Raw genomic sequence first — 17,889 nt, 5'->3', positions numbered from 1 at the left:
CGTCTCTCTTAACGGGCGCCGGCGGCTACCGCTTTGCTGTTGTCATGAAGGATTTTAGCCACCAGCTGGTCCGCCTGCTCCAGCGGGTTCTGATACACATCCGTAGTAAAACGCGGGGCGCTAACGGTTTGCTGCGGCAGCAGATGGCCATCGGTATCGCGAAGATCGACGCGAACGTTCATCGACAGCCCCACCCGCAGCGGGTTTTTCTGCATATCATGCGGGTCCAGAGTAATACGCACCGGCAGACGCTGGACGATTTTGATCCAGTTGCCGCTGGCGTTCTGCGCGGGCAGCAGCGAGAACGCGCTGCCGGTGCCGATGCCCAGGCTCTCAATGGTGCCGTGGTACTCCACGTCGTCGCCATAGAGGTCCGCGCTGAGGGTCACTTTCTGCCCCAGGCGCATCCCGCTCATCTGGCTCTCTTTAAAGTTGGCGTCGACCCACACCTCATTCAGCGGCACGATAGCCATCAGGGTAGTTCCCGAATCGACGCGCATGCCGAGCTGGACCGCGCGTTTGGCCACAAAGCCGTTGACCGGCGCAACGATGGTGCTACGCGAATTATCCAGGTAGCGCTGGCGCAGCGTGGCCACCGCGCTTTTGATTTCGGGATGGCTATCGATAACCGTGTCATCAACCATCGCCATATTGGTGCGTAACGCCTCCTGAGCGGCGGCTAAGTCGCTCTGCGCGCTGGTCACCGCATCGCGATAGTGGGAGAGATCTTCCGCCGCGATAGCGCCGCTCTGGAAGATTTTCTGCCGCCGGGCGTAGTCGTTTTGCGCGGTCTGCAGGGCGACCCTTTTCGCCGCGACCTGGGCACGGTAGTTATCCGCCGTGCTGTAGAGCCCGCGCACCTGGCGCACGGTGTTGGCCAGATTGGCTTCCGCCTGCTGCAGCGCAATTTCGGTATCGCTCGGGTCGAGCAGCACCAGCGGCTGCCCCTTCTGCACAAAATCGCCCTCATCCACCGTCACCTGGGTCACCGTGCCGCCGATTTGCGGAGTCAGCGTCACCTGGTTGCCGTTGACGTAGGCATCGTCGGTCGATTCATAGTAGCGGGCATACAGCAGATACCATGCCACGCCGCCCGCGGCGGCAAGCAGCAGAATAATCAGTAAAATAATAAAGTTGCGTTTGCGCTTGCTGCCGCGCTCGGCGTGCTGTGCAGGTGTGGTTTCCATCTTGTCCGGACCTTCTTGAATACGTTAGCGATGAGGGGCAACAATTTCGTCTGGCAGCATTTTTGTCATTAGCTCTACCAGTAAACGAGACTCGTCGGGGGTCAGTCGGGCGGTAAGGTCGCTGATGATTGACGCCAGCGCTTCATTAACAAAACGCTCGCAAATCAGCTGGCCCTTGCCGGTAAGCGCCAGCACGACCTGCCGCTTATCCTGCGGATTAGGCGAACGGCTGATGAGATCGCGCTTAACCATACGATCCACCATGCGGCTCATCGCCCCGGCGTCCATGACCAGATTTTTGCTGATCTCAACCGGGCTGGTGACGCCCTTATAGATGCTGATCAGCACCTTAAACTGGGCGGCAGTGATATCCATGCCGGAGAAGTACTGGCTGATTAGCTGGTCTTTATACTGGTTTGCCAGATGAATTAATAAACCCAAGTGGAACTTGTTATTGATAATACCCGGATGGTTACTCATGATATTTGCCTGGTCAGTAATTGCAGATGAAATTACTGACCAGGCATCTATTTGTCAACGCCGTGTCAAGAAGATCGCACATTTTGTCAGGATGAGGGGCGATCGGCCGCGGCGGCGGAAGAGGTAAACAAAAAGGATTGATGCGAGGAGAGCCGGCCGTAAACGCGTTGCGGCCCGGCCCGAAAACGCCTGCTGCGCCAGATGTATGATGGCGTTGGCCGCAGGCAGGCTTGCAGCTGTTTCCCCCGTGAAATGCGGGATCGGGTGCCGCCCGAGCGGCAAAAAACGGCCCGGAAGCTGCTGCTGTGCTAGCGGCTGCGTTTGGCGTGGCGCTCCCGGTTTTCCAGCTTTGCCTCGGCCGATTTGCGCAGGGCGACGTAGCACGCCCCGCTGCCGCCGTGATGGGCGGCGGCGACGCAAAACGCCTGCACCTCGGGAAGCTCTTCCAGCCAGCGCGCCAGGTAGCTGCGGATAATATTGGGATGAGCGCGGTCATCGCGCCCTTTGCCGTGAACAATCAGCACGTTGCGCAGCGACGCCTGCTGCGCCTGAACCACGAAGGCAAACAGCATTTGCCGACACCGTTCGACCGGCTGGCGCAGCAGATTGAGGCTCGCCTGCTGGCTATATTTCCCCTGCCGCAGCTTGTCCAGCACGCCGTTTTGTAACCCCTCGCGCCGGAACTTCAGCGGCGTCGCCAGCGGCAGGACGTCGAGATAGCCGGTGGTCAAAAAGTTATCCAGCTGCAGCGCGTCGATGCGCTGCGGGGGACGGGCGCGGCGCCCGGCATGCCACAGCACGTCGTTGCCGCTCTTCAGCGGCTGGACATCCTCCATGGCATCCAGAAATAGCGATTTGTCATCAAGGTTCATCAGCACACTCCTCCGGCGACTACCGGAGGCTACTATAGCCGTCGCACCGCGCGCCCTCAACGCGTTTGTCGGCGGGCGAGACTCGCCGCCCGCCGCGTCGGCTCAGGCACCTAAAGATGTTTTTTCTTTAAGTGCATATCTTTCATTGCCTTATAAACAGACTCGATCAAAAGAGAGACAACATTTAACAGCAAGCCACTGATAATCAATATTAAAACGCCCGTCAGCATATATTGCATACCATCACCTCTCTTGTTAACAATAACAAGCCGGCACCGTTGTGCTGGCAAATAGTTGACTCAAGGAATGCTCGTATAGCGTATTGCGGCGCCACTCTCTCCCGCAGCAAATAGCAAAATCTGCCCGCCGTCGCCCGGCGTAATAAAATACAAAATGAACTATCACGACTTCCGTTCCGCAATTCCCCCTTCCGCCGCGTCGTTTGCCTTTATGGAGTATAGTTGCCCGTCCGGATGGCGTGATATCTTGTACTCAGGCTGCAGCAATAATCATTTGAATCAGGTAATAAGGAAAAACGATGCTGGTACTGCTTCAGGATAAAATCGATACCCCGGTCGGGCCGCTATGGATCATTTGCGACGAACGGTTCCGCCTGCGTGCCGTTGAGTGGGAGGAACATAGCGATCGAATGGAACATCTGCTTGAGCTGCACTATCGCCATGAAGGGTATCAGCGCGTGGATTCCCGCGATCCGGGCGGGCTGAGCAGCAGGCTCGGGGACTATTTTGCCGGTGACCTCGCGGTTATCGAAACGCTGCCTACGGCAACCGCAGGTACTCCGTTTCAGCGCGAGGTCTGGAAAACGCTGCGTACTATCCCCTGCGGTCAGGTCATGCACTACGGCCAGCTGGCGGAGGCGTTGGGTCGGCCGGGCGCCGCGCGGGCGGTCGGGGCGGCCAACGGCTCTAATCCGGTTAGCATCGTGGTCCCCTGCCATCGCGTCATTGGCCGTAACGGCACCATGACCGGATACGCCGGCGGCGTTCAGCGTAAAGAGTGGTTATTGCGCCATGAAGGGTATTTGCTCCTTTGACCGTAAGTGCCTTTTATCGGAAGCATCAGGCAACTTTACAATCGAATACGCTCAGAGATCCTATTTCTTATCAATGAGATAAAAGGGGTAATTGCTTTCCCCTTTTAATATTACGTGTTTCATCGGTTCGAGGCTTACCTGCTCCCCAAAAAGATGTTAAAATTGACCAATATCAATTAAGGCTTGAGCAGACAGACTTATGATCCCGGAAAAGAGAATTATACGACGCATTCAGTCTGGCGGTTGTGCAATCCATTGTCAGGATTGCAGCATCAGCCAACTTTGCATCCCTTTTACTCTGAACGAGCACGAGCTTGATCAGCTTGATAACATCATCGAGCGAAAAAAGCCTATCCAGAAAGGACAGACCCTGTTCAAAGCCGGCGATGAGCTGAAGTCGCTGTACGCCATTCGTTCAGGCACCATCAAAAGCTATACCATTACCGAGCAGGGCGACGAGCAGATTACCGGCTTCCACCTGGCGGGCGATCTGGTTGGTTTTGACGCGATCGGCACCGGCCTCCACCCGAGCTTTGCTCAGGCGCTGGAAACCTCAATGGTCTGCGAAATCCCCTTCGAAACGCTGGACGACCTCTCGGGCAAGATGCCAAATCTGCGTCAGCAGATGATGCGCCTGATGAGCGGCGAGATCAAAGGCGATCAGGATATGATCCTGCTGCTTTCTAAAAAGAACGCCGAGGAGCGCCTGGCGGCCTTTATCTACAATCTCTCCCGCCGTTTTGCCCAGCGCGGCTTCTCGCCTCGTGAGTTCCGCCTGACCATGACCCGCGGGGATATCGGTAACTATCTCGGCCTGACCGTGGAAACCATCAGCCGTCTGCTGGGTCGTTTCCAGAAAAGCGGCATGCTGGCGGTTAAAGGTAAATATATCACCATCGAAAACAGCGACCTCCTCTCTCAGCTGGCCGGTCAGGCGCGTAACGTTGCCTGATTGCCCGCCCCCTTCGCCAGATCGCTAATTTTTTTCTTATTTGTTGATCTGGCCAGGGTCATCCCCTGTTTCAATTCATCTATATAGGTTATCTTTTTAATTACAAACTGCAGTTACAGTTGTAAGGAGACCCTGTATGGCGAAGTATCAGAACATGCTGGTAGTAATCGATCCTAATCAGGACGACCAGCCCGCATTACGGCGTGCGGTATACCTACACCAACGGATTGGTGGCCGCATTAAAGCCTTTCTGCCGATCTATGATTTTTCATATGAGATGACGACCCTGCTGTCGCCCGACGAGCGAACGGCTATGCGCCAGGGCGTTATCAGCCAACGCAGCGCCTGGATCAAAGAGCAGGCCCGGTTCTATATCGAGTCCGGGATCCCGATTGACATCAAGGTGGTATGGCACAACCGCCCCTTCGAAGCCATCATTCAGGAAATCCTCAGCGACAAGCATGATTTACTGCTGAAAATGGCGCACCAGCACGACAAGCTGGAAGCGGTCATCTTCACTCCCACCGACTGGCACCTTCTGCGCAAATGCCCGTGCCCGGTATGGATGGTTAAAGACCAGCCGTGGCCCGAAGGCGGCAGAGCGCTGGTGGCGGTGAACCTTGCCAGCGAAGAAAACTACCACGACTCCCTGAACGAGAAGCTGGTACAGGAGACGCTTAAGCTGGCGGAGCACGTTAACCACACCGAGGTGCATCTGGTTGGCGCCTATCCGGTCACGCCGATCAATATCGCCATTGAGCTGCCTGATTTCGATCCCAGCATCTATAACGACGCGATTCGCGGCCAGCACCTGCTGGCGATGAAAACGCTGCGGCAAAAGTTTGGTATTGACGAGAGCCGCACCCACGTAGAAAAAGGTTTGCCGGAAGAGGTGATTCCCGATCTGTCGGAGCATCTACAGGCGGGGATTGTCGTCCTCGGCACCGTCGGGCGTACCGGACTGTCGGCGGCGTTCCTCGGTAACACCGCCGAGCAGGTGATCGACCATCTGCGCTGCGACCTACTGGTGCTGAAGCCGGACCAGTACAAAACGCCGGTTGAGCTGGACGACGAAGACGACGACTAGTCTTCGGCAGGCCGGCCATAGCCTCCAACTCCCCCGCCACCGCGGGGGATTTTTTTGCCTGTCGCCTCGCATAGCGCGCAAAAAAGGGCCTTCCGGCCCCCTTCATCAGCTACGCATAAAAGCTGAAGCGATATTTTTAGTGGATACCTAAACGCCAGGCGTGGTCGATCTCTTCTCTCAGTTCAATCGAGGAGAGCGACATTAAATCGGCAAATTCCAGTTCGAGAAGTTTAAATTTTTTCAGGTACTGCGCGGGGGTTAAAACGTCAGGGTCACGACGCAGAAATTCGATGGCCATTTGCGCGGGGGTTAATTCGGTATCCATAATATCCTCAGTGTGATGTAAAAACGTTCCTATTATAGCACTGCAGGACCATTGATTTATGAGCGATTCATGGACTGGCGCTATATATAAAAAAGCCGTCTCAGCGGAGACGGCTTCAGAAGCAAACGTTGTATAGCGACTCTCGTCTGCTCTCTTCAGAGCATCATAGCGCTTTCAGAATCGCATCCACGCTGGCTTTCGCATCACCAAACAGCATATGGGTGTTCTCCTTGAAGAACAGCGGGTTCTGCACGCCGGCGTAGCCGGTGTTCATCGAGCGTTTGAAGACCACCACGTTCTGCGCTTTCCAGACTTCCAGTACCGGCATACCGGCGATCGGGCTTTTCGGATCGTCCTGCGCGGCCGGGTTAACGGTATCGTTGGCGCCGATAACCAGCACGGTGTCGGTATCGTTGAAGTCATCGTTGATTTCATCCATTTCCAGCACCACGTCATATGGGACTTTGGCTTCCGCCAGCAGCACGTTCATATGGCCTGGCAGACGACCGGCAACCGGGTGAATACCGAAACGCACCTTGATCCCGCGGGCGCGCAGCCGTTCGGTAATTTCCGCAACCGGATACTGAGCCTGCGCGACCGCCATCCCGTAGCCCGGGGTAATGATCACCGAGTGCGAGTTTTTCAGCATTTCAGCGGTATCTTCCGCGCTAATTTCACGGTGCTCGCCCACTTCCTCATCGCTGTCGGACGAGGAACCATCGGTACCAAATCCACCGGCAATGACGCTGAAGAAGGAGCGGTTCATGGCCTTACACATGATATAGGACAGAATCGCACCGGAAGAGCCCACCAGCGCGCCGGTAACGATCAGCAGATCGTTGCTCAGCATAAAGCCCGCCGCCGCCGCCGCCCAGCCTGAATAGGAGTTCAGCATCGATACCACGACCGGCATGTCGGCGCCGCCGATAGAGGCCACCAGGTGCCAGCCAAACGCCAGAGCGATAACGGTCATCACCAGCAGCGCCAGAACCTGCGTCGCGGTGCTGTCGGTGCGAACAAAGGCAATCAGCAGCACAAAAGAGACGATCAGCGCCGCCAGGTTCAGCTTGTGACGGTTCGGCAGCATCAGCGGCTTAGAGGACATCTTGCCGCACAGCTTGCCAAAGGCCACGATGGAGCCGGTAAAGGTCACCGCGCCGATGAAGATGCCGAGGAACACTTCGGTCAGATGAATATTGACCAGGATCTGCTCCATACCGGTTTCATGCTGCAGGTAGCTGTTAAAGCCCACCAGCACCGCCGCAAGGCCGACGAAGCTGTGCAGAACCGCCACCAGCTCCGGCATTTCGGTCATTTCGACTTTCTTCGCCAGGCGAACACCGATGGCGCCGCCGATAACCATCGCCAGCAGGATCCACGCGACGTTGCTGCTGTCCGGCCCCAGGATGGTGGCGATCAACGCAATCGCCATCCCGGCAACGCCGAAGTAGTTGCCCTGCTGAGACGACTCGTGTTTGGACAGCCCTGCCAGGCTAAAAATAAAGAGGATCGCGGCAACAATGTATGCAGCTGTAACTAATCCACCAGACATTTGTTACCCCTTATCCTTTGCGGAACATTTTCAGCATGCGCTGAGTGACGGTGAAACCACCAAAAATATTAATGCTGGCGATCAGCACCGCGATAAAGCTCAGCACGCTGACCCAGCCGCCGTGGCCTATCTGCAGCAGCGCCCCGACAACGATAATCCCCGAGATGGCGTTAGTTACCGACATCAGCGGCGTATGCAGCGCATGGGACACGTTCCACACCACGTAATAGCCAACCACGCAGGCGAGCGCAAAGACCGTAAAGTGGCCAAGGAACTCCTTCGGCGCGACGCTGGCCAGCCAGCCAAAGAGAATAATCGCCAGCGCCATCAGCGCATATTTGCGCCACGGCGAAACCGGTTTTTTCGCTTCAACAGGCGCTTCCACCTTCTTCGCGGCGGCCTGCGGCTGGGCGGAGACCTGAATCGGCGGCGCCGGCCAGGTCACTTCCCCGTCGCGGACAACCGTGACGCCGCGCACCACCACGTCGTCGAAATCGATGGCAATGTTGCCATCCTTCTCTTTGCACAGCAGCTTGACCAGGTTGACCAGGTTGGTGCCGTAGAGTCGGGATGACTGGGTCGGCAGGCGGCCCGGCAGATCGGTATAGCCGATGATTCTTACCCCGTTGGCGGTGGTTACCACTTCGCCGGGCACGGTGTATTCACAGTTGCCGCCGTTCTGCGAGGCCAGATCGACCACCACGCTGCCTGAGGTCATCGAGTCAACCATTTCGCGGGTAATCAGCTTCGGCGCAGGTTTGCCGGGGATCAGTGCGGTGGTGACGATAATGTCGACCTCTTTCGCCTGGGCGGCAAACAGCGCCATTTCGGCTTTAATAAAGGCTTCGGACATCACTTTGGCATAGCCGTCGCCGCTGCCCGCCTCCTCCTTAAAGTCCAGCTCAAGGAACTCGGCGCCCATACTCTGCACCTGCTCTTTAACCTCCGGACGGGTGTCGAACGCGCGGACGATCGCCCCCAGGCTATTGGCGGCGCCAATTGCGGCCAGCCCGGCCACGCCGGCGCCAATCACCATCACTTTGGCTGGCGGAACCTTGCCCGCGGCGGTGATCTGCCCGGTGAAGAAGCGGCCAAATTCGTGCGCGGCCTCGACGATGGCGCGATAACCGGCAATGTTGGCCATCGAGCTTAAGGCATCCAGCGACTGGGCGCGCGAAATACGCGGCACCGAATCCATCGCCATTACGGTCACATTGCGGGCAGAGAGTTTTGCCAGCAGCTCCGGGTTCTGCGCCGGCCAGATAAAGCTCACCAGCGTGGTGCCCGGATTCAGTAACGCGATTTCATTCTCGTCAGGCGCATTCACCTTGAGAATAATCGGCGATTGCCAGACTTCGCCGCCGTCCACAACTTCCGCGCCTGCCTGAGCAAACGCCTCGTCATCGAAACTTGCCAGCTGGCCCGCGCCGCTTTCAACCGCGACGGTAAAACCCAGTTTGAGCAGCTGCTCCACCGTTTTCGGCGTGGCCGCTACGCGGGTTTCATTGGCTAACCGTTCTTTTGGTACCCCGATACGCATAGTTTTCCCTTTCATCGGTTTTTGATGATGGTTTTCTCTTCTCACAGCCGACGATCCGCCGGCAAAACGCACCGGCTCAGATATTCGACTGAAAAAAAATGAAACAGTAACAAACTTTTTATAACCTACTGAAAATACCGATTGTGATCTACTGCGATAAAACAGAAATTTTGATTTTATTGATAAAACGTCCGACAAACTGCGTCAGGCAGCAATATTTACCTTAAATTTATAAGCGGGCCTGATAATTCGCTTAGCTGCCCCGGTAATACGCAATTAATCGCCAGCCAGAACATCGCGTTAACATTACGTTAACTTATAAAAGCGATATTGATTATCAATTTTGCTGGTCAAGCGGCTGTTTTTTCAACATATCGCAAAATGTTATATTATTGTGACGCGCGTTTCGGGCGGTTAGCAAAAATTGACGCAGACAGTCACTCCTTTTAAATGCAATAATCGAGCGTTTTCAGTCAACAACAATACCTGTACATGGTTTGCGCAAGGCAAAGGACTATTTTTATGAAGCTTAAGAACTCACTCCTGGCGTCCGCTCTCCTGGCTGCGACCGCGCTGTCTGCCCATGCAGCGACCGAGCTGACCCCGGAGCAGGCGGCGGCGCTGAAGCCCTACGATCGCGTGGTCATCACCGGGCGTTTTAATGCAATTGGCGATGCCGTGAAGGCGGTCTCCCGCAAAGCCGACAAAGACGGCGCGGCCTCCTTTTATGTTGTCGACACCTCAGATTTTGGCAACAGCGGTAACTGGCGCGTAACGGCAGATTTTTATAAAGACAACGCCCCGCAGGCCGATGCCCCAAAAAATCGGGTGATTAACGGAGTCATGGAGCTGCCAAAAGACCAGGCCGTTGAGCTGGAACCGTATGACACCGTGACCGTGCAGGGCTTCTATCGCAGCCAGCCTGAAGTCAACGATGCCATCACCAAAGCGGCAAAAGCAAAAGGCGCGGCCTCGTTCTTTATCGTACGCCAGGTTGATGCTAACCAGGGCGGCAACCAGCGCATCACCGCTTATATTTATAAAGCCGATGCCAAAAAACGCGTTCTGCAAAGCCCGGACGCGATCCCTGCCGATTCTCAGGCCGGGCGCGCTGCGCTGGCCGAAGGCGGCGCCGCGGCTAAAAACGTGGAAATCCCCGGCGTGGCAACCACCGGTGCCGTGGGCGCCGGTACCGGCGTAGGCCGTTTCTTCGAAACGCAGTCATCTAAAGGCGGACGTTACACCGTCACGCTGCCTGACGGCACGAAGATTGAAGAAGTGAACAAAATCACCGCGGCGCAGATGGCTCCGTTCGATAGCATTAAGTTCACCGGTAACTACGGCAATATGACCGAAGTGTCTTATCAGGTAGCCAAACGCGCGGCGAAGAAAGGCGCGAAATATTACCACATCACCCGCCAGTGGCAGGAACGCGGCGGCAACATGACCATCAGCGCTGACCTGTATAAATAACGGGACCTCAGCTGAACAAAAAGGCGGCGGTTTGCCGCCTTTTTGCTTTTTTTCATCCGCCGCCATTGCATGCGCACAAGACACTCCGTAAAATCCCGCGCCTTAGCGTAATCGTCCATTTTATGCGGTTTCGCCAAATAAATATTCTTTACTTCACGGTTGTCACTTCGGGAATGCAATGGAAAAGAGACTGGGCCTGAGCGCCCTGACCGCCCTGGTCCTCAGCTCAATGCTGGGCGCAGGCGTATTCAGTTTGCCGCAAAATATGGCCGCCGTGGCCAGCCCGTCCGCCCTGCTGATTGGCTGGGCCATTACCGGCGTCGGCATTTTATTTCTCGCCTTCGCCATGCTCCTGCTGACCCGCATTCGCGCCGATCTCGACGGCGGTATTTTTACCTATGCGCGCGAAGGATTTGGCGAACTGGTGGGCTTCTGCTCCGCCTGGGGCTACTGGCTTTGCGCGGTCATCGCCAACGTCTCCTATCTGGTTATCGTATTCGCGGCGCTGAGCTTCTTCACCGACGCCCCCGGCTCGATTATTTTTGGCAACGGCAATACCTGACAGGCGATCGTCGGGGCGTCGATTCTGCTATGGGTGGTCCATTTTTTAGTGCTGCGCGGCGTGCAGACGGCGGCCGGCATCAACCTGGTCGCCACCCTCGCCAAGCTTATTCCGCTCGGCGCATTTGTCGTTCTCGCCGCGATGAACTTCCGCCTCGAGACCTTCACTCTTGATTTCAGCGGCCTGGCGCTCGGCGTGCCGGTGTGGGAACAGGTGAAGAATACGATGCTGATCACCCTGTGGGTGTTTATCGGCGTTGAAGGCGCAGTGGTAGTGTCGGCGCGAGCGCGAAATAAGCGCGACGTTGGCCGCGCGACGCTGCTGGCCGTGCTTTCGGCGCTGGCGGTTTATCTTCTGGTCACGCTGCTCTCGCTGGGGGTTGTCGCGCGTCCGGAGCTCGCGGAGATGCGTAATCCGTCGATGGCCGGGCTGATGGTCAGGATGATGGGCGCCTGGGGTGAGGTGGCCATCGCCGCCGGACTGATCGTTTCCGTTTGCGGCGCCTATCTGAGTTGGACCATCATGGCGGCGGAAGTTCCCTGGCTGGCCGCCGACCACAAGGCGTTTCCGCGCCTGTTTGCCCGGCAAAATCGCCACAATGCGCCATCGGCCTCGCTGTGGCTGACCAATAGTAGCGTCCAGTTCTCGCTGGTGCTGATTTGGCTGACCGGTTCGGATTACGGCACCCTGCTCACCATCGCCTCCGAGATGATCCTCGTCCCCTATCTGCTCGTCGGCGCCTTCCTGCTGAAAATTGCCGCCCGCCCGCTGCATAAGGCGGTGGGTATCGGCGCGTGCGCCTATGGCTTATGGTTATTATATGCGTCGGGCCCTGTGCATTTACTGCTGTCGGTGATACTTTACGCTCCGGGTCTTCTGGTTTTCCTGTACGCCCGCCGTACGCACCAGCACGATCGCATGCTCAAACGCCGTGAAATAGCCTTAATTGGTTTGTTACTGGTTGCCGCCGTACCGGCAACGTGGATGCTGGTGGGGTAAGCGGTCGCCCCGCTGCGGAACTCAAAGGAGATACCCATGGCTGAACTACAGCCTCGCCCGGTCCTTATTACAGGAGGAGGCCGCCGAATCGGCCTCGCTCTGGCACAGCATTTTCTTCAACGCCAGCAGCCCGTTATCGTCAGCTATCGCACCCATTATCCGGCTATTGACGCGCTGCGCGCGGCGGGCGCCGTTTGTCTGGAGGCGGATTTTAGCACCGACGACGGGATTTTAACCTTCGCCGAAGCGGTGAAGCGCCACGCCGGCGCAGGCCTGCGCGCCGTTATCCATAACGCCAGCGGCTGGATGGCGGAAAAGCCGGGGACGCCGCTCAGCACGGTGCTCGCCAGCATGATGCAAATTCACGTCAATGCGCCCTATCTGCTCAATCACGCCCTGGAAGCGCTGCTGCGCGGCCACGGCCACGCGGGCAGCGATATTATTCATATTACCGACTACGTGGTTGAGCGCGGCAGCGATAAGCACATCGCCTATGCCGCCAGTAAAGCGGCGCTGGATAATATGACCCGCTCCTTTGCCCGCAAGCTGGCGCCGGAAATAAAGGTCAACGCTATCGCCCCGTCGCTGATTATGTTTAATGACGGCGACGACGCCGAGTATCGCCTGCAGGCGCTCGATAAATCGCTGATGAAAATAGCCGCAGGCGAAACGGAAATCATCGAACTACTCGACTATCTGTTCAGCAGCCATTTTGTCACCGGCCGCTCCTTCGCCGTCGACGGCGGCCGCCACCTGCGCTAGTGGAAGCGGCTCCAGCCGAGGATCAGCAGCCAGGCACACAGGCTCCAGCAGACAACGGCGCCCGCCAGCGCGTAAGGCAGGCGCATCGTTGCGGTAAAGTACCAGAGCGATAGCAGGTAGATAAAATAGGGAATAATTGACCACATGCCAAATACGATGGTGGTACGCAGCGCTTCAATTCCGCGCTCGCTGGCGACAATATAGTGAGCGATCAGGGCAAAGGTCGGAAATAGCGGAATAAGCCCGGCAATATAGTAATTTTTAGTTTTGGAAAGTACGCCAATCAGTACCACCACCAGCGCCCCGAGCAGCGCTTTAATCAACAGCCCCATGCCTTTTGCCTTACATTTAAACAACAAGTTACGCCAGCATAGCGGAAGAACATTTGTTTATAAAAGAGTAATGGCGGGCAATTTGCTGGCGGTGTATGTTTAACCTTTTACATATACATATAAAATATGAATAAGATCGTGTTTGTTGAGGATGATCCGGAAGTTGGCGCGCTGATCGCCGCCTATCTGGGTAAGCATGATATGGACGTAGTGGTTGAACCACGCGGTGACCGGGCGGAAGAGATTATCGCGCGGGAAAAACCCGATCTGGTGCTATTAGATATCATGCTGCCGGGCAAGGACGGGATGACGCTTTGCCGCGACTTGCGCGGGCAGTGGCAGGGTCCGATCGTGCTGCTAACCTCCCTTGACAGCGATATGAATCATATTTTGTCCCTGGAGATGGGCGCGAGTGATTACATCCTCAAAACCACCCCGCCCGCCGTGCTGCTGGCGCGCCTGCGCCTGCATTTGCGCCAGCACGTTGCCGTTCCGCTCACCTCGGCGCCCGCCTCGCTGACGCCGCATAAAACCATCGCCTTTGGCTCACTCTCCATCGATCCGGTGAACCGCCAGGTGCTGCTCGCCGGCGACAGCATCGCGCTCTCGACGGCTGATTTCGAACTGCTGTGGGAGCTCGCCACCCACGCCGGACAAATTATGGACCGCGACGCGCTGCTGAAAAACCTGCGCGGCGTCAGCTACGACGGCATGGACCGCAGCGTTGACGTGGCCATTTCGCGCCTGCGTAAAAAACTGCTCGATAGCGCAACGGAACCCTACCGTATTAAAACGGTGCGCAACAAAGGCTATCTGTTCGCCCCCCATGCCTGGGACAATTAATTAACGGGTCCGGCTATGAAAAAGCTGTTTGTCCAGTTTTACCTCCTGCTGTTCGTCTGCTTCCTGGTCATGACCATGCTGGTTGGCCTGGTGTATAAATTTACCGCCGAGCGCGCGGGCCGCCAGTCGCTGGACGATCTGATGAAAAGCTCGCTGTACCTGATGCGCAGCGAACTGCGGGAAATTCCGCCGCGCGACTGGAGCAAAACGCTCAAAGAGCTGGACCTCAACCTGTCGTTCGATCTGCATATTGAACCGCTGAGCAAATTCAAGCTGGCGGAGAGCTCGATGCAGCATCTGCGCGCCGGCGATATCGTCGCCCTCGATGATGAGTACACCTTTATTCAGCGCATTCCGCGCAGCCACTACGTGCTGTCGGTGGGTCCGGTCCCCTACCTCTATTTTTTGCATGAGATGCGCCTGCTGGACGTCGCGCTGATGGCCTTTATCGCCATTTCGCTGGCCTTCCCGGTCTTCGTCTGGATGCGCCCCCACTGGCAGGATATGCTGCGTATCGAGACCGCCGCCCAGCGTTTCGGCGAAGGGCATTTTAGCGAGCGCATTCATTTCGATAGCATGTCCAGCTTTGAGCGGCTGGGCGTGGCCTTTAACCAGATGGCCGATAATATCAACGCCCTGATCGCCAGTAAAAAGCAGCTAATCGACGGAATTGCGCACGAGCTGCGCACGCCGCTGGTGCGCCTGCGCTATCGCCTTGAGATGAGTGAAAATCTGACCACCGCGGAATCACAGGCCTTAAACCGCGATATCGGCCAGCTGGAAGCCCTTATCGAAGAGCTTTTAACCTACGCCCGCCTTGACCGACCGCAAAATGAGCTGAGCCTGACCACCCCCGACTTCCCGGCCTGGATTAGGGCCCACGTGGAAGACGTTCAGATGGTTAACCCGCAGCGCGTGGTGACGCTTCACGAGGTGGTCGCCGGCGACTACGGCGCGCTGGATATGCGTCTGATGGAGCGCGTGCTTGATAATCTGGTCAACAACGCGCTTCGCTACAGTGATCAGCAGATTCAGGTGAGCCTGACGCTGGCGGGATCGCGGGCGACGCTGCAGGTGAATGACGACGGCCCGGGCATCGATCCCGCCGAGCGCGAACGGGTGTTTGAGCCGTTTGTCCGGCTTGACCCCAGCCGCGATCGGGCGACCGGCGGCTGCGGCCTCGGTCTGGCTATCGTCCACAGCATCGCCCAGGCGATGTCCGGCGAGGTGAGCTGCCGCACCAGTCCGCTGGGCGGCGCCAGCTTCAGCTTTAGCTGGCCGATCTACCACCAGTTGCCGAATTTCACCTCTGGCTGACCCCCCTTGCGCAGGCGCTGCGGCCTGCGTATAGTTAAAAAACGATTAGTATGTTGTAACTAAGGCGGCGCGGATGGCAAATTACGACCTTGTTGAACGACTCAATGGCACCTTTCGTCAACTTGAACGGGAGCTGCAGGAACTGAAGCTGGCGCTAAGCCGCTGTCGCCTGCTTGCCGCGCGGGTTTTTGAGCTACCGGCGGTCAGCAAAAATGCCGAACACGACCCGCTTGAGACGATTCAGGTCGTGCAGCATATCGGTAAAACGGCGCTGGAAATGGCCCTCAGGCACTACGGCCATCTGTTTATCCAGCAGCAATCGGAAAGCCGTAGCAGCAAGGCCGCCGTGCGCCTCCCCGGGACGATCTGCCTGCAAACCAGCGCCGAAGAGCAGGCCGATCTGCGGCAAAAAATCGCCAGCATCAACGCGCTAAAGGCATCCTTCGAAAAAATCATTACCGTCGATTCCGCCCTTCCCGCCGCGGCCCGCTTTGAGTGGGTGCACCGCCATCTGCCGGGATTGATCACCCTTAGCGCCTACCGCACGTTGACGCCGCTGTTTGATCCCAGCAGCATCCGCTTCGGCTGGGCCAATAAGCACGTGATTAAGAATTTAACCCGCGATGAGGTGCTGATGCAGCTGGAAAAGAGCCTGCAGTCGCCGCGCGCGGTGCCGCCGTGGACGCGCGAACAGTGGCAGAGCAAGCTGGAACGGGAGTATCAGGATATCGCCGCCCTGCCGCAGCGGGCGAAGCTGAAGATTAAGCGGCCGGTCAAAGTCCAGCCTATCGCTCGCGTCTGGTACGCCGGCGAGCAAAAGCAGGTGCAGTACGCCTGCCCCGGGCCGCTGATTACGCTGATATCCGGCAGCCAGGGGGTTAGCGCGCCGGATATTGGCGAGTTACTGAATTACGATGCCGACAACGTGCAGTATCGCTATAAACCCCAGGCGCAGTCGCTGCGCCTGCTGATCCCGCGCCTGCACCTGTGGTTGGCTAGCGAGTAGCCATGCTGCCGACCATCTCTTCCGGGCGCACCCAGCTGTCGAACTCGGCTTCCGTCAGGTAGCCGAGCGCCAGCGCCGAGGCTTTCAGCGTCAGCCCCTCTTTATGCGCTTTTTTGGCAATTTCCGCCGCCTTGTCATAGCCGATATGGGTATTCAGCGCCGTCACCAGCATCAGAGACTCGTTGAGCAGCTGGTTGATTCGTTCCCGATTAGGCTCGATCCCGACCGCGCAGTGTTCGTTGAAGCTCTCCATGCCGTCGGCCAGCAGCCGCACCGACTGCAGGAAGTTATGGATCACCATCGGGCGATAGACGTTGAGCTCAAAGTTACCGGAAGCGCCGCCGATATTCAGCGCTACGTCGTTGCCCATCACCTGACAGCACAGCATGGTCAGCGCTTCGCACTGGGTCGGGTTGACCTTGCCCGGCATGATCGATGAGCCCGGCTCATTCTCCGGAATGGCAATTTCGCCGATACCGCAGCGCGGGCCCGAGGCCAGCCAGCGCACGTCGTTGGCAATCTTCATCAGCGACGCCGCCAGCCCCTTCAGCGCGCCGTGGGCGTGGACCAGCGCGTCGCAGGTCGCCAGCGCCTCAAACTTATTCGGCGCGGTCACAAACGGCTGGCCGCTGCTCTGCGCCAGTTCCGCCGCCACCCGCACCGCGTATTCGGGATGGGTATTCAGTCCGGTTCCCACCGCCGTACCGCCCAGCGCCAGCTCGCTCAGATGCGGCAGGCTCAGCTCAAGGTGGCGGAGGTTATGTTCGAGCATGGCGACCCAGCCGGAGAACTCCTGCCCCAGGGTCAGCGGCGTGGCGTCCTGCAGGTGCGTGCGGCCGATTTTGACGATATCGCTGAACGCGGCGGATTTGTCGCTAAGCGTTTTTTTCAGCACCTTAAGCTGGGGAATAAGCTTCTCCCGCAGCGCGATAATAGCCGCCACGTGCATCGCCGTCGGAAAGACGTCGTTGGAGCTCTGGCTCTTATTGACGTCATCGTTCGGATGCACCTTACGTTCCATGCCCCGCACGCCGCCCAGCAGCACTCGCTGGCCCGGTTTGCCAGCACCTCATTCATATTCATGTTGCTTTGGGTGCCGGAGCCGGTCTGCCAGATAGCCAGCGGGAATTCGGCGCTATGCTTTCCCGCCAGCACTTCATCAGCGGCGTCGACGATGGCCGCCGCTTTATCGCCGGCCAGCAGGCCTAAATCCTGGTTCACCTTCGCCGCCGCGCGCTTGGTCAACGCCAGGGCGTAGATCAGTTCGCCCGGCATTTTTTCCGTTGAGATGCGGAAATGCTCCAGCGAACGCTGGGTTTGCGCGCCCCATAGCCTGTCGGCCGGAACCTCAATTGCGCCCATAGAGTCTTTTTCACTGCGATGCGTTGTCATTACTGTCTCCTAGAATAAAAAGTACGTAATTGCGACAAAGCCCACTGGCTTAAAAGCGTTAAGTATTGGTCAGATTTATAATTAGTTTTAGTCGTTCGTGCCGCTAAGCGACACAAATAGCCGCCCCGCAGAGCGCAACGGCGGCGTGTTAAAA

At 57.4% G+C, this 17,889-nt stretch carries 15 protein-coding genes and 2 pseudogenes; 9 read left to right on the top strand and 8 right to left on the bottom strand.

Annotated elements, in window-relative coordinates; genetic code table 11:
* Positions 1–8: 8 nt before the first annotated feature.
* The 3 genes from ABOC21_RS11325 to smrA form a co-directional block, all read right to left on the bottom strand.
* Positions 9–1,187: an efflux RND transporter periplasmic adaptor subunit gene (locus tag ABOC21_RS11325; protein ID WP_426814603.1), complete on the bottom strand. Its 1,179-nt coding sequence runs from the start codon at positions 1,185–1,187 to the stop codon at positions 9–11.
* 24 nt (positions 1,188–1,211) lie between these two features.
* Positions 1,212–1,667: a MarR family transcriptional regulator gene (locus ABOC21_RS11320; RefSeq protein WP_426814602.1), complete on the bottom strand. Its 456-nt coding sequence runs from the start codon at positions 1,665–1,667 to the stop codon at positions 1,212–1,214.
* Positions 1,668–1,975: 308 nt separating this feature from the next.
* Positions 1,976–2,539, bottom strand: coding sequence for a DNA endonuclease SmrA (gene smrA / locus ABOC21_RS11315; RefSeq protein WP_426814601.1), 564 nt, complete (start codon positions 2,537–2,539; stop codon positions 1,976–1,978).
* Between the two features lie 538 nt (positions 2,540–3,077).
* On the opposite strand from smrA, the gene ogt reads away from it, so the two are divergent.
* The 3 genes from ogt to uspE all read left to right on the top strand — a co-directional run bounded on the left by ogt (position 3,078) and on the right by uspE (position 5,632).
* Positions 3,078–3,593, top strand: coding sequence for a methylated-DNA--[protein]-cysteine S-methyltransferase (ogt, locus tag ABOC21_RS11310; protein WP_426814600.1), 516 nt, complete (start codon positions 3,078–3,080; stop codon positions 3,591–3,593).
* A gap of 199 nt (positions 3,594–3,792) precedes the next feature.
* Complete coding sequence (fnr, locus tag ABOC21_RS11305; protein WP_095103185.1) at positions 3,793–4,545, top strand: fumarate/nitrate reduction transcriptional regulator Fnr; 753 nt, start codon at positions 3,793–3,795, stop codon at positions 4,543–4,545.
* 136 nt (positions 4,546–4,681) lie between these two features.
* On the top strand, positions 4,682–5,632 hold the full coding sequence (gene uspE / locus ABOC21_RS11300; protein ID WP_426814599.1) for a universal stress protein UspE: 951 nt from the start codon (positions 4,682–4,684) through the stop codon (positions 5,630–5,632).
* A 136-nt stretch (positions 5,633–5,768) separates the two neighbouring features.
* On the opposite strand, the gene ABOC21_RS11295 is transcribed toward uspE, so the two are convergent.
* From ABOC21_RS11295 to pntA, 3 genes are all read right to left on the bottom strand, one after another.
* The gene (locus ABOC21_RS11295; protein ID WP_426814598.1) at positions 5,769–5,957 is read right to left on the bottom strand and encodes a YdiH family protein; all 189 of its coding nucleotides are present in this window, start codon (positions 5,955–5,957) and stop codon (positions 5,769–5,771) included.
* Positions 5,958–6,120: 163 nt separating this feature from the next.
* The gene (pntB, locus tag ABOC21_RS11290; RefSeq protein ID WP_426814597.1) at positions 6,121–7,509 is read right to left on the bottom strand and encodes a Re/Si-specific NAD(P)(+) transhydrogenase subunit beta; all 1,389 of its coding nucleotides are present in this window, start codon (positions 7,507–7,509) and stop codon (positions 6,121–6,123) included.
* Between the two features lie 10 nt (positions 7,510–7,519).
* Positions 7,520–9,049 carry a Re/Si-specific NAD(P)(+) transhydrogenase subunit alpha gene (gene pntA, locus ABOC21_RS11285; protein WP_426814596.1) on the bottom strand — a complete coding sequence of 510 codons (1,530 nt, stop codon included), beginning with the start codon at positions 9,047–9,049 and terminating at the stop codon, positions 7,520–7,522.
* A gap of 522 nt (positions 9,050–9,571) precedes the next feature.
* Here pntA and ydgH point away from each other — a divergent pair.
* The 3 genes and pseudogenes from ydgH to folM all read left to right on the top strand — a co-directional run bounded on the left by ydgH (position 9,572) and on the right by folM (position 12,845).
* Positions 9,572–10,522 (top strand): DUF1471 family protein YdgH, encoded by a 951-nt coding sequence (gene ydgH / locus ABOC21_RS11280; protein ID WP_426814595.1) that lies wholly within the window; start codon positions 9,572–9,574, stop codon positions 10,520–10,522.
* A 178-nt stretch (positions 10,523–10,700) separates the two neighbouring features.
* Positions 10,701–12,083: pseudogene (locus ABOC21_RS11275) on the top strand (amino acid permease).
* A gap of 36 nt (positions 12,084–12,119) precedes the next feature.
* Positions 12,120–12,845, top strand: a complete 726-nt coding sequence (folM, locus tag ABOC21_RS11270) for a dihydromonapterin reductase (RefSeq protein WP_426814594.1) — start codon at positions 12,120–12,122, stop codon at positions 12,843–12,845.
* On the opposite strand, the gene ABOC21_RS11265 is transcribed toward folM, so the two are convergent.
* Positions 12,842–13,177, bottom strand: coding sequence for a GlpM family protein (locus tag ABOC21_RS11265; protein WP_045858494.1), 336 nt, complete (start codon positions 13,175–13,177; stop codon positions 12,842–12,844). The genes folM and ABOC21_RS11265 overlap by 4 nt on opposite strands.
* Before the next feature lie 126 nt (positions 13,178–13,303).
* On the opposite strand from ABOC21_RS11265, the gene rstA reads away from it, so the two are divergent.
* The 3 genes from rstA (at position 13,304) to tus (ending at position 16,343) form a co-directional block, all read left to right on the top strand.
* Complete coding sequence (gene rstA / locus ABOC21_RS11260) at positions 13,304–14,020, top strand: two-component system response regulator RstA (RefSeq protein WP_426814593.1); 717 nt, start codon at positions 13,304–13,306, stop codon at positions 14,018–14,020.
* A gap of 15 nt (positions 14,021–14,035) precedes the next feature.
* The gene (gene rstB / locus ABOC21_RS11255) at positions 14,036–15,337 is read left to right on the top strand and encodes a two-component system sensor histidine kinase RstB (RefSeq protein ID WP_426814592.1); all 1,302 of its coding nucleotides are present in this window, start codon (positions 14,036–14,038) and stop codon (positions 15,335–15,337) included.
* Between the two features lie 73 nt (positions 15,338–15,410).
* Complete coding sequence (gene tus / locus ABOC21_RS11250; RefSeq protein ID WP_426814591.1) at positions 15,411–16,343, top strand: DNA replication terminus site-binding protein; 933 nt, start codon at positions 15,411–15,413, stop codon at positions 16,341–16,343.
* On the opposite strand, the pseudogene fumC reads toward tus, so the two are convergent.
* Positions 16,333–17,735: pseudogene (gene fumC, locus ABOC21_RS11245) on the bottom strand (class II fumarate hydratase). The gene tus and the pseudogene fumC overlap by 11 nt on opposite strands.
* Positions 17,736–17,889: the final 154 nt, after the last annotated feature.

Origin of the sequence: Klebsiella sp. WOUb02 (assembly GCF_050058015.1) — a bacterium.
In the GTDB taxonomy this organism is placed as follows: Bacteria; Pseudomonadota; Gammaproteobacteria; order Enterobacterales; family Enterobacteriaceae; genus Klebsiella.
Note: the sequence above shows the minus strand (reverse complement) of the source record. Positions and strands in the feature narration are given on the sequence as shown.